This window comes from Acidobacteriota bacterium, assembly GCA_003225175.1.
In the GTDB taxonomy this organism is placed as follows: Bacteria; Acidobacteriota; Terriglobia; order Terriglobales; family Acidobacteriaceae; genus Gp1-AA112.
This window is the reverse complement of sequence record QIBA01000049.1, coordinates 38365-50370: the sequence shown is the minus strand read 5'-3', so window position 1 is coordinate 50370 and position 12006 is coordinate 38365. Positions and strand designations below refer to the sequence as shown.

Sequence of the window (12006 nt, the reverse complement as noted above, 5' to 3'; positions counted from 1 at the left end):
ACTGAACCTCAAATTTTTCCCCTGTTATCCTGACGAGTGCAAATTCTGTTTATAGGCGACGTCTTCGGAAGTCCAGGACGCAAGATTGTGCGCGAGCATGTGCACCATCTGGTCGAGAGCAATAAAGCCGAGTTGTTGATAATCAATGTTGAGAATGCCGCCGGCGGTTTTGGTGTAACGCCGGCGATTTGTGAAGAATTCTTCGAGCTCGGTGCGGACGTGCTCACTACCGGGAATCACGTGTGGGATAAGAAAGAGATCGGAGATTATCTCAATGCAGGAACGAAGAATGGCAACTCCGCTGCACGACGTGTGCTGCGTCCAGCAAATTATCCCGCGACCGTTCCCGGCAGCGGACACTACGAGGGAATGACGCGCGGCGGCGTGCCTTACGCCGTAATGAACCTGCAAGGACGCGTTTTCATGGTTCAAAACGATTGTCCATTCCGCACTGCGGACCGACTGCTCGAACAAACCAACGCCAAGGTCATTGTTGTGGATATGCACGCCGAGGCTACTTCGGAGAAGGTCGCCATGGGCTGGTATCTCGACGGACGCGTTACGGCGGTCCTCGGTACCCACACGCACGTTGCCACAGCAGACACACGCGTATTGCCCAATGGGACCGCCTATCAGACCGATGTCGGCATGAGCGGTCCGCATGACAGCGTGATTGGGGTAGAGAAAGAACAAGTGCTGGCGCGATTCCTCACCAGCATGCCCAACCGTTTCGATGCTGCTCGCGGCGATGTTCGCCTTAACGGCGTGCTCATCGATTGCGATCCGCAAACGGGCCGAGCTCACAGCGTTCAGCGGATCGCTTTAGGCCAATGAGAACCACTCTTCGAGCAAGCTGACTAGACGCCACAACTATTCAGCTGAGGACGACCGACGGTCTTGCCCCGAAGTCACCCCTTTTGCACGGAACAGCGAAATTAACAGTGAATTTTGTGCAGTCGGCTATTGTGAACGACGGACGATTTCTCCCAAGCACCCTGCTCCCAACGGTGTAAAAGAAACGCAGCATTCCGTCGGTCGTTCCGGAACAGTGAATAACAATGAATAAGCAGTGAATTTGAAATTCCGCAGTCCGTTGCTCGCATGGATTGCCTGACCCATCGGTTTACCTACGCCGCACAGGTCGGAATGCGGACCGACGGATTTTCCTTGCACTGCAAAATGGCCTCATGATAGCAGCGAACATAGTTCGCCACTGACAATAGCGTGCAACCTGGCGACCATGGCTCATAAATCGCCATAATCAATCAGCTGGATGCCACGCATGCGAAGTAGTTCGAGAATTTCCGGAGAGGTGAGGAGTTCAAGTTCGGTTGTGCGCGACTGTTTGAGCTCGGTGCTCGATTCCATGAGGGCGCGATCGTTATATCCAGGATGGGTTACGAGTTCCCATATACCTTCCGGCATTGACTCAATCAGGCGCGTCAGCAACTGGCGGTTGAGCAGCCCTGTAACTGCAATTCCGATGGTGCCGTCGGTTGTTTTCATTCCGTACTGGTTCACTGTGCTGCGGAATTGCGAGTGAAGCGCGCGTAGCACGGTTACCTGAGCAGAGCGATTCCATGAACGCAAGCTGGAGCTCTTGTGAGTGGCTGCCACGGACCAGGTCGGCTCAAACGGGTTACGAACCGCATCCACCCCATGCTCGCGCGCCGCTTGCAGTACTCCGCGCAAAACCAGAGGAAGGATGTGCGAATGCATATGACAGTCCACGTGAGACAGCACAAGTCCACGTGCCTGCAGGCGTTCGATCTGTGCCGACGCCTCGTCATGCACGTCCGTCTGCCGCACTCGTCCGGCAACCGATGCAATCGCTAATTGAGGAATGCCTCTTCGAAAGCTTGCGCCATGTCCGTTCCAGGAATCGATGAGCGTTGAAACTTTCTGCGGCTCGGAGAATGGCCTGCCATCTACGAGGACAATGTGGCATCCGGTCCGCAGGGAGGGATTCTGCTTTGCGATCGAGATGGCGTCGTCGGTTGCACTCTCGTTCGCCATGACCGTCGCCGACGTCACTAGCCCAGCACGATGAGCTTCCGAGATCGCGCGATTCACGCCGGCAGTCATGCCGAAGTCGTCGGCGTTAATGATCAAGCGACGCATGAGGATTCAAGTCTAGCAATTGCACGACTCATCCGCGTCCAGCGTCAAAAAGGCTCCGGCCTTCGTCGAAACGAAGGCCGGGATTGGGGGAGGGCAGGCTGGTTACGAGTTGACGACGCTTGCTGGTTCCTCGGTTCTCGTTGCAGCGTCTCCTTCACCGAGGTAAAACTTAATTTTTTCGAGGAGGGCAGGAAAGAGATCTTCTTTCGGAAGACAGGCGTTCACGTCTTTTCCGCCATCCACCGGACCGTAGCCGGTGACGATGATCACGGGAGTGTTTGGGCTCTTCTCGCGGATCCGATGCGCCAGTTCGACGCCATTCATCCCGTCCATACGGAAGTCCGTGACCAGGATGTCGAAGTCCTGCTGACTGAATTTTTCCAAGGCTTCCTTTGCACTGTAGGCGCTCACCGCCTTATACCCTTGCATCTCGAGAATCTCGCAACTCAAGCGAGCCAGCACTTCATGATCGTCGACAAAGAGGATGGCTTTCATGCCCAACGCACCTTTCCGTGGATTTCCTTGCTTTTAACGCCGACGTCTGCGGTGATAGCGACCTAAGCGCGAGCACCTGGGGGATAGAAAAGCGATACTAGAATTCCATTCGCATTAGTTGCCGGAGGTGAGCAGAAGGATGCCTGGAGTAGTAGATCCAGCTGCAAGGTCCCGATTTTCCACTGCGACCCTCGTTTTCAAGCTTTTCCAACGTGATAAAATCTGTAAAATCCACCCCCGGAGAAACAGGTGCAAGCAATCCTTGCGCTGGAAGATGGCCGCATCTTCCGAGGCAAAGGCTACGGAGCAAAAGCAGAGTGCTACGGGGAAGTCGTTTTTAATACCTCTCTTACCGGCTACCAGGAAATCTTCACCGATCCATCCTACGCCGGGCAGATTGTAGTACTCACCAACCCGCAAATCGGCAACTACGGCACGAATCCCGAAGACAACGAAGCTGTTCGACCCTTCATTGAAGGGCTGGTCGTTCGCGAATTTTCGCCAATCAGCTCGAACTGGCGCTCCCAGCAGGCTGCAGACGAGTACCTGGAACGCTTCAATATTCCGGTCATTGCCGACGTTGATTCGCGAGCTCTAGTTCGACACTTGCGAACGCACGGGGTGATGCGGGGAGTGGTCTCGCTGATCGAGTCGGATCCGGACAAGCTCGTGGCTAAGGCTCGTTCCATTCCCAAAATGGACGGCACCGACCTCGCCCGAGTGGTGAGTACTAAGCAGCGTTATTCCTGGAATCAGGGTCCGATCCTGACCTATGCCGGTCAGCCAGTGAAGGAGTTCAGTCCTGAGCACGCGCTGCATGTAGTTGCCTACGACTATGGCATCAAGCAGAACATCCTGCGGATGCTCGTAGACCAAGGCTGCAACGTGACCGTAGTGCCGGCGGAAACCAGCGCAGAAGATGTCCTCGCGCTCAAGCCGGACGGTGTGTTCCTGTCCAACGGTCCAGGCGATCCCGAACCAGTTACATACGCGCATGACAGCATTCGCAAGCTGGCGGGGAAGACTCCCATTTTCGGAATCTGCCTTGGTCATCAGCTCGTTGGCTTAGCACTCGGAGGAAAAACTTACAAGTTGAAATTTGGACATCATGGCGGAAATCACCCAGTGCGTCAGGAAACTACGGGCAAGATCGAGATCACAGCCCATAACCACAATTTTGCCGTGGATCCTGATTCTCTCAAACAGAGTGAAGTGGAGATGACTCATTTCGATCTGAACGACGGCACACTCGAGGGTATGCGGCACAAGACAATGCCGCTCTTTACCGTGCAGTACCACCCGGAAGCTTCGCCCGGTCCACATGATTCCCATTACTTGTTCGGCGACTTTGTGAAGATGATGCACGAGTGGAAGGGTTGAGACGAAATCAGTTCTGAACGATGCCAAGACGTAACGACATCTCGAAGATCCTCGTGATCGGCTCTGGCCCAATCATCATAGGCCAGTCCGCTGAATTCGATTATTCAGGCACACAGGCTTGCAAGGCGTTGAAGGCGGAGGGCTACGAAGTTGTGCTGGCGAACTCGAATCCAGCGACCATCATGACTGATCCCGAGCTTGCAGATCGGACCTATATTGAACCTCTGACGCGCGAGTACCTGGAAGAAATCATTCGCGTTGAATTCGAGAGAACGACCGGCGGGAAGTTCGCTTTGCTGCCGACTGTCGGTGGACAGACTGCGCTCAATCTTGCGGTGGCGCTTGCCGATGCCGGTATTTTGGACAAGTACGGAGTGGAACTGATCGGCGCGCAGCTGCGCGCGATCAAGATGGCGGAAGACCGGCTGCTGTTCAAAGATGCGATGACGCGCATCGGCCTCGACGTTCCTAAATCCGCTCTCGTCAACAATCTGCGCGATGGGCTCGAGTTCTCGGGAAAAATTGGATTTCCAGTCATTATCCGCCCGTCGTTCACTCTCGGTGGTTCGGGCGGCGGCATTGCCTACAACCGCGAAGAGCTGCTTGAAATCCTTGCACGCGGTCTGGATCTTTCTCCTGTTCATGAGGTCCTGATCGAAGAGTCGGTGCTCGGTTGGAAAGAGTACGAACTCGAGGTGATGCGTGACCTGAGGGACAACGTCATCATCATCTGCTCGATTGAGAACTTCGATCCGATGGGCGTTCACACCGGCGATTCGATCACTGTTGCACCAGCACAAACGCTGACTGATCGCGAATACCAGTGCATGCGCGATGCCGCGATCCGGGTAATTCGCGAGATCGGCGTCGAGACTGGTGGATCGAACATCCAATTCGGCGTTCATCCCGCCACTGGACGGATGGTGGTGATCGAGATGAATCCGCGTGTCTCTCGCTCTTCTGCTCTGGCCTCTAAGGCAACCGGATTCCCGATTGCGAAAATCGCTGCCCGACTCGCTGTCGGCTACACGCTGGATGAAATTCCCAACGACATTACACGTAAGACTCCAGCCTGTTTTGAACCGACGATCGATTATGTAGTAGTAAAGATCCCTAAGTGGCAATTCGAGAAGTTTCCGGGCGCCGAAGAGGGACTCGGGCCACAGATGAAGTCGGTGGGCGAGGCGATGGCAATCGGTCGCACCTTCAAGGAAGCGCTCATGAAGGGAGTTCGCTCGCTGGATACGGGCAAGCGTTCCACAGCCGAGGACATTGAGCCACGGCGATTGATGCAGCGCCTCGTAACTCCACATCCAGAGCGTCTGATGTATCTGCGCTACGCACTGCGAGAAGGACACACGATCAAGGAGCTTGCGCGGATCACCGGCATCGATCCCTGGTTCCTGCACCAGATGAAAGAGATCTCCGATATGCAGAAGGAGATCGAGAAGCATCCAGCCGATTCCGCTCCGCCGCAGATTGTGCGTGAAGCTAAGCGCATGGGTATCTCGGACGCTCGGCTCGCCGATTTGTGGAAGATGGGCGACAGCAAGGGAGCTGCTGAAAAGGTTCGCTATCTGCGTGCCAAAAATGGTCTGAAACCGGTGTTCAAACTTGTAGACACTTGCGCCGCGGAGTTTGAAAGCTACACGCCTTATCTCTACTCGGCTTACGAAGAAGAAGATGAGGCGCCTCCCACGCCGAAGAAGAAGGTTATCATTTTGGGAAGCGGCCCGAACCGGATCGGGCAGGGAATTGAGTTCGATTACTGCTGCTGCCACGCCTCCTTTGCCCTGCGGGACGATGGTTACGAAACCATCATGATCAACTGCAATCCCGAAACGGTGTCGACTGATTATGACACCAGCGATCGGCTCTACTTTGAACCCCTGACACTTGAAGACGTGCTCGCGGTTTACCAACATGAAGCATCCGGCGGAGCTCCAGTCTCGATGATCGTGCAATTCGGCGGGCAGACTCCATTGAATCTCTCGCTTGCGCTGAAAGCCGCTGGAGTGCCAATCATCGGTACCTCGCCAGAGTCGATCGACCTAGCCGAAGATCGCAAGCGCTTTGGGAAGCTCCTCGAAGAACTGGAGATCCCTCAGCCTCCGGGTGCCTTATCCACGAGTGTCGAAGAAGCAGTTGCGGGCGCAAACCGCGTCGGTTATCCGGTTTTGGTTCGTCCTTCGTATGTACTTGGTGGGCGCGCGATGGTCATTGCATACGACGACGCGTCCGTAGTCCGCTACATGAAGGAAGCCGTCGAATATTCGCAAGAGCGTCCGGTGTTGATTGATCATTTCCTCGAAGCCGCTGTGGAAGTTGACGTGGACGCGCTCTCGGACGGCGAAGACGTCGTAGTTGCCGGCATCATGCAGCACATTGAAGAGGCCGGTATTCACTCCGGCGATTCCTCCTGTGTGCTTCCGGCTGTAGATATTCCCAGAAATCTTCTGGACGTGATGCGCGATTACACCTTCCGACTGGCACGCGCGCTGAGAGTGATCGGTCTGATGAATATCCAGTTCGCCATTCAGAGGGACAGGGTGTACGTGCTCGAAGTAAATCCGCGTGCGTCACGCACCGTACCTTTCGTATCGAAGGCAACTGGCATCCCTCTCGCGAAGATCGCTGCCCGGCTCATGACTGGACGCAAGCTGCGAGAGTTCCTGCCTGAGTACATTGAACGGCGTTCCGACCTCGATACCGGCGAATGCTTCTTCGTCAAGAGCCCGGTGTTTCCCTGGACCAAGTTCCCCGGCGTAGACACGGTGCTCGGCCCGGAGATGAAGTCTACTGGAGAAGTAATGGGAGTCGGCAACACCTTTGGGGAAGCCTTCGCCAAAGCCCAGCTTTCCGCAGGACAGACATTGCCCACGAATGGAACCGTTTTCATCAGCGTTGCCGATCGTGATAAAGGCGGTCTCGTCGAGCTTGGACATCGTTTCGCAGAGCTGGGATTCAATATCGTCGCCACGCATGGGACTGCCAGCGTTTTGGAAAATGCCGGTCTCGCAGTAGAACGCGTTTATAAGGTCAAAGAAGGCCGCCCCAATGTAGTCGATCTTATTAAGGGCGACCGCATCCAGCTTGTGGTCAACACTCCGCAGGGCCAGGATCCATGGTTCGATGAGCAGGCGATCCGTCGGGCCGCTGTGACCCATCGTATTCCCACCCTGACCACAATCGCCGCAGCCCGCGCTGCAGCCGAAGGCATCGCTGCTTTACAGCAGGGGCAAGTCTCCGTGCGAGTACTGCAGTACCTGCATGCTGAACGCGCAACCGCAGCACGATAACTTCGAATAACCGGCAGTTCCGGCAACATCGGCATTACGGTTCCGAACTTCTTCCTGATTTTCGTGGGTGATCGCAAATCGCAGCCTCTGCATCAGACTTCTCAGCGGAGGTTGTATGGCCATCATGGAACGTAGACTGAGCGTCACCGACGTTATTCTCATCGCGGGTACTCGCGTGGCATTAGGTATAGGAATTGGTTTGTTGATCTCTGATCGGTTCAATCGCGACCAGCGCAGGGCGGCAGGATTGGCGCTCGTCGGCGTTGGAGCTGCTACCACGATTCCATTGGCGATCAGGGTGATCGGGAAACACGGCGATTTTGAAAGCCTGGATCTGAAGCGGGCTGCTTAAAACCTTCATCTACGCCAGAGGCAGCAAGGAGGTCACATGCCCGACAATCTCAGGATTGGAATTGATGAACTAAGGAAGCGAATGCAGGCAGGAGAAGACATTGTCTTCATCGACACGCGTAATCCGCAAGCGTGGGCGCAGTCTGATGTGATGTTGCCAAAGGCAATTCGCGTCCCTGCGGACGATCTGGATGAGCACATCTACGAAATCCCGAAAGAGAGAACCATCGTTGGCTACTGTACTTGACCGAACGAAGCATCCAGCACCAGTTTGGTGCAGAAGCTTCACGAACGCGGTTTCAAACATGCCTGGGCGCTCCAAGGTGGCTTTGATGCATGGCGAAACGCAGGTTTGCCAGTGGAGTCAAAGATAGAAGCCGCTTAGTTTGCCAACGCAAAGCTAACCAAACGAGCCTGCCCTAATCAATTCGAAAATTTCTCCTGAAACAATGTCCATTTCCGTCCTTCCTGTCCGTTGATAGGGTGAGAGGGCAGAGTAGAACACCCCGAAATGCCCTCCAGGAGAAACGCCATGACGATCAAGAGTCTGTTCTCGCTCCTAAGGCTTCTTTTCCTCATTTCGGGAACTCTCGGGACGAAGCCGCCAGCTACTCCTGCGGAGCTGCAGTCTGCTGTAGCCCTTGCCAAGCTCAAGAGTCTGGCGGGTGAGTGGCGATCTGTCGGACCAAAAGGAGAACATGCGAAGCGGAAATACGAAATTATTTCCGGAGGATCGGCGGTAATGGAACGCTTCTCGAGCGATGCCCTCCCGCCGAACAGCGGTCAGATGATCACGGTCTACTACATTGACCGCGGTGAATTAGTTCTGACGCACTACTGCATTGCCGCCAACCAGCCGCACCTCCGTGCCACCTTGTACGACGCAAAGACCGGAGAACTCGACTTTGAGTTTGTAAGTGCAGACAACATGCCCACTGGTGATGAAGGGCACATGCACAGCGCCAGGATGCACTTCATTGACGATAATCACTTCTCGGCGGAGTGGCGCTACATGCAAGGTGGATCAGCGAAATTCAGGGAAGTGTCGCAGTTCACGCGAGTAAGCTAATTCAAGGAGATAGTCATGGCTCAATATTTGCTCTTGCTTTACCACGACGGAGCCGCGGGTGCGAAACTGGATCCCGCGGTAATGCAACAGGCAATGCTTAGATATCAAGCCTGGCGCCAGAAGCTCACGGATGAAGGGCATTATCTTGACAGCCACAAGCTGGAAAACGAACCGGGAAGAGTCCTGCGCAACGCAAGCGGCAAGATTCTAGTCACAGACGGTCCTTACAGTGAGACTAAGGAATGGCTTGGTGGCTACTATCTGATCGAGGCACCGAGCTATGAAGTTGCAGTCGAAATTTCACGCGATTGCCCACACTTGGAGTTTGGCGGCACGATCGAAGTACGAGAAGTGGATGCCAGAGTGGCAGCCGCTAGCGCAAGACGCGCAAGTTGAATCGGAGTGGCGGGTCGGGCTTTCAATGAGAGCGGTCTTTCCCTCGGAGCCAACCACTAGAATGCGTGCATTCATTTTTCGCCCTACGAAACAATCGGTAACTGCGAGGCTAAAAGCCAGACAATTCGTGCTTCTTTCCTCAGTGGCCCCCCTGGAAGAATTGCGTGCCTCTCTGCTTAGTTATTTTTTTGTCGCCTTTAGCCACCGGAGCGCCTCTATATTTAGAAGAGGGTTCTGGGAGGGTATAGCTTGCTGAAAACTGAGAACCACATAGCTCCCGCCGCGCTGAAGAGCATCGGTTATGCTGCCGGCAAAGCAAAGGCTTCGCTTGTTCCTTTTTCATTTGAACGTCGCGAACCGCGTGAACACGACGTCCTGATCGAGATCAAGTACTGCGGTATCTGCCACTCCGACATACATCAGGTTCGTGATGAATGGGGAGAAGGCATCTTCCCGATGGTTCCCGGACACGAAATCGCAGGCGTCGTCGCTGCGGTCGGCGACAAAGTCCGCAAGTTCAAAGTTGGTGACAACGTTGGAGTTGGTTGTTTTGTCGATTCCTGCCGCAACTGTCCTCAGTGCGAAGAAGGCCTGGAGCAGTATTGCGATGGCACCGTATTTACCTACAACTCGCGGGAGCACGACGGCACGCCGACATACGGCGGATACTCTGACAGGATCGTAGTTAACGAAGACTACATCTTACGCATACCTGACAATCTGCCGCTCGATGCCGCAGCACCTCTGCTTTGCGCGGGAATCACGCTGTACTCTCCGCTCATGCATTGGCAGGCTGGTCCGGGCAAGAAGGTGGCTATCGTCGGATTGGGCGGACTTGGTCATATGGGTGTGAAGCTCGGGCATGCCCTAGGGGCGGAGATCACCGTTTTGAGCCAATCACTTCGAAAGAAGGCGGACGGCATACGGCTTGGCGCCGATCATTACTATGCGAGCTCGGATCCGGAGACGTTCGTGGAGTTGAAGGGATATTTTGACCTGATTCTCAACACCGTCTCTGCTGATATCGACTGGAATCAATATCTCGATTTGCTCAAGCTGGACGGCGCGATGGTTCTCCTCGGGATTCCTGAGAAGAAAGTGCCAATGGGAGCCGCACCTCTCATCAGTCGCCGACGGAGTCTTTCCGGCTCCATGATCGGAGGCATTCGCGAGACACAGGAGATGCTCGACTTCTGTGGCAAGCACAATGTGACTTCCGATATTGAAGTGATACCGATACAGCAGGTCAACGAAGCCTACGAACGTGTCTTGAAGAGCGACGTGCGCTATCGGTTTGTGATGGATATTGCTTCGCTCAAGGCATAGCTGCTCAGGAGGGTGCGCCTCGTTTCCCTCCTTTGTCTCTCACTGTCGTCGGGAAATTTTCTTTAGCATTCCGAGAAGTAACTCAGCATCTTCGCTGGAGAGAGTCAAACGACGGATCAGACGTCGTATTTTTTCCGTCGTGGAAGCAGACGCGCCTCTCTTGGTGTAGCCGCTCGCCAACAGCGCATCCGATAAAACGCTGGTTAATCGTTCGAGTTCTTCAGCGATCGCAGGTTCACTCTGTTTGAGGACTGCCGTATCCGCAGGCTCGCGAATGAGTTCGTAAAGGCATACAGCCACAGCTTGTCCCAGATTGATCGAAACGTTCTCTCGCCCTGTGGGAATGTTCAAGACCAAATGACAATAGCTTAGGTCTTCGTTCGAAAGTCCAATCTTCTCTGATCCGAATAGAAGTGCACAGTGTGTCGAATCCACTGTTATCAATGGACTACTTCGATCAAGCCGCACCATAGGATGTTGCAAGGTACGGTGGGCGACCGCGGTTGTTCCTATCACCAATGAGCAGTCGGCGATTGCGTCGGATAGGCTCTCGAATGACTGTGCGTTCCGCAGCACATCTGAAGCTCCTACGGCTGACCGAGCTTCGCGGAAGGCCACTTCATAGGGATTCACCACGCGAAGCTGAGAGAACCCGAAATTGCTCATTGCTCTCGCAGCCGCGCCTATGTTGAGGGGGTTGCGCGGACGAACCAGAATGATTCGGAGACGTGATTGCAGTGTAGCAGGCAAGAATCTAATTGTAAGTTGAGGGGTGAATTCAGGAATGCCCTAGTCGCAAGAGTGCAAGTCTCCCCCAGAGAAATGCCGCGCTGCAGCCCGAAATGGGACCAATTCACCTCTGAGTGAGTAAGGCGTTATCGTTGCCTACGGTAGCGGTATCAATACGATCGGGCATTTGGAAGTCGTTCTCAAGGCCGACATTTGGATATTTGGGCTTGATGTACTTGTTGACGAACAATTCCAAGGCGAGATGTGGAACGCCGACGCCGTCTATTGAGACGCTCTGGATGGTCACATGGCCTTGCCCATTTTGGGCTGACCCATTCGCCGTAACCTCAACGTCGTGCACTCCGCTAAAAACTGAAAGCAGTGGATTCAGGTTATGCCGTCCTTCTTTTACCTGATCAAAATCGACTGTCGCATTGGCCTGGATTGTGTCTGGCTGCGAGTGAAAGATTACTTTCTGAACTCCTTGTGGCAATTTATATCCGCCTTCATGGAACCAGGCGTTCACTTCATCAGCGTTGATCTGAGTGGAGCGTCGCTGCACAGGTTTGGATTTTCCATTCCGTTCGAGGAAATTCAATTTGTCTTCGAACCGCTGTGCCGCCGTAGAGAAGTGCCCAGCCTTGGCGTGCCGATTGTCCTGTGCAACCCCAACTAAAGAGAATGAGAGTATCCCTATTAATGCGAGCCCGACTGTTTGCGAGCGGAGGAGGGTACATCTGCTCCGCCACGAAGTGCTGTCGAGCTGAAAGCTTGCAAGCTGAGGCAGATTCTCTGGCGCAAAATCTCTCACGTATTATTCAAACCCACTTTGCTTTACTG

Annotated in this window: 12 protein-coding genes; 8 read left to right on the top strand and 4 right to left on the bottom strand. The window is 54.4% G+C overall.

Annotation, left to right across the window (positions count from 1 at the left end):
• The first annotated feature begins 36 nt into the window (after window positions 1-36).
• The gene (locus tag DMG62_13385) at window positions 37-834 is read left to right on the top strand and encodes a TIGR00282 family metallophosphoesterase (protein ID PYY22453.1); all 798 of its coding nucleotides are present in this window, start codon (window positions 37-39) and stop codon (window positions 832-834) included.
• 411 nt (window positions 835-1245) lie between these two features.
• Here DMG62_13385 and DMG62_13380 read toward each other — a convergent pair whose 3' ends face one another.
• Both DMG62_13380 and DMG62_13375 read right to left on the bottom strand, forming a co-directional pair.
• Window positions 1246-2121 (bottom strand): hypothetical protein, encoded by an 876-nt coding sequence (locus tag DMG62_13380; protein PYY22452.1) that lies wholly within the window; start codon window positions 2119-2121, stop codon window positions 1246-1248.
• A gap of 102 nt (window positions 2122-2223) precedes the next feature.
• Window positions 2224-2616, bottom strand: coding sequence for a hypothetical protein (locus DMG62_13375; GenBank protein ID PYY22451.1), 393 nt, complete (start codon window positions 2614-2616; stop codon window positions 2224-2226).
• 249 nt (window positions 2617-2865) lie between these two features.
• On the opposite strand from DMG62_13375, the gene DMG62_13370 reads away from it, so the two are divergent.
• From DMG62_13370 to DMG62_13340, 7 genes are all read left to right on the top strand, one after another.
• A complete protein-coding gene (locus DMG62_13370; GenBank protein PYY22450.1) occupies window positions 2866-3996 on the top strand; it encodes a carbamoyl phosphate synthase small subunit in 1131 nt (376 codons plus the stop codon).
• A gap of 20 nt (window positions 3997-4016) precedes the next feature.
• On the top strand, window positions 4017-7295 hold the full coding sequence (gene carB, locus DMG62_13365) for a carbamoyl phosphate synthase large subunit (protein PYY22449.1): 3279 nt from the start codon (window positions 4017-4019) through the stop codon (window positions 7293-7295).
• Between the two features lie 115 nt (window positions 7296-7410).
• Window positions 7411-7647 (top strand): hypothetical protein, encoded by a 237-nt coding sequence (locus DMG62_13360; GenBank protein ID PYY22448.1) that lies wholly within the window; start codon window positions 7411-7413, stop codon window positions 7645-7647.
• A 36-nt stretch (window positions 7648-7683) separates the two neighbouring features.
• Window positions 7684-7893: a hypothetical protein gene (locus DMG62_13355; protein ID PYY22447.1), complete on the top strand. Its 210-nt coding sequence runs from the start codon at window positions 7684-7686 to the stop codon at window positions 7891-7893.
• Between the two features lie 285 nt (window positions 7894-8178).
• Window positions 8179-8715, top strand: a complete 537-nt coding sequence (locus tag DMG62_13350) for a hypothetical protein (GenBank protein ID PYY22446.1) — start codon at window positions 8179-8181, stop codon at window positions 8713-8715.
• Window positions 8716-8730: 15 nt separating this feature from the next.
• Entirely contained in the window at window positions 8731-9111 is a 381-nt protein-coding gene (locus DMG62_13345; GenBank protein PYY22445.1) for a transcription initiation protein, read from the top strand.
• 285 nt (window positions 9112-9396) lie between these two features.
• Entirely contained in the window at window positions 9397-10437 is a 1041-nt protein-coding gene (locus DMG62_13340) for a hydroxyacid dehydrogenase (protein ID PYY22485.1), read from the top strand.
• 39 nt (window positions 10438-10476) lie between these two features.
• Here the strand turns inward: DMG62_13340 and DMG62_13335 are convergent, their stop codons facing one another.
• A complete protein-coding gene (locus DMG62_13335) occupies window positions 10477-11187 on the bottom strand; it encodes an RNA methyltransferase (protein ID PYY22444.1) in 711 nt (236 codons plus the stop codon).
• Window positions 11188-11290: 103 nt separating this feature from the next.
• Complete coding sequence (locus DMG62_13330; GenBank protein PYY22443.1) at window positions 11291-11977, bottom strand: hypothetical protein; 687 nt, start codon at window positions 11975-11977, stop codon at window positions 11291-11293.
• Window positions 11978-12006: the final 29 nt, after the last annotated feature.

What these genes read in the sequence shown, in the direction of transcription:
- DMG62_13345 (PYY22445.1), top strand. Translation starts at nt 8,731, where the DNA reads ATGGCTCAATATTTGCTCTTGCTTTACCACGACGGAGCCGCGGGTGCG.
- DMG62_13360 (PYY22448.1), top strand. Translation starts at nt 7,411, where the DNA reads ATGGCCATCATGGAACGTAGACTGAGCGTCACCGACGTTATTCTCATC.
- DMG62_13380 (PYY22452.1), bottom strand. Translation starts at nt 2,121, where the DNA reads ATGCGTCGCTTGATCATTAACGCCGACGACTTCGGCATGACTGCCGGC.
- DMG62_13355 (PYY22447.1), top strand. Translation starts at nt 7,684, where the DNA reads ATGCCCGACAATCTCAGGATTGGAATTGATGAACTAAGGAAGCGAATG.
- carB (PYY22449.1), top strand. Translation starts at nt 4,017, where the DNA reads ATGCCAAGACGTAACGACATCTCGAAGATCCTCGTGATCGGCTCTGGC.
- DMG62_13375 (PYY22451.1), bottom strand. Translation starts at nt 2,616, where the DNA reads ATGAAAGCCATCCTCTTTGTCGACGATCATGAAGTGCTGGCTCGCTTG.
- DMG62_13350 (PYY22446.1), top strand. Translation starts at nt 8,179, where the DNA reads ATGACGATCAAGAGTCTGTTCTCGCTCCTAAGGCTTCTTTTCCTCATT.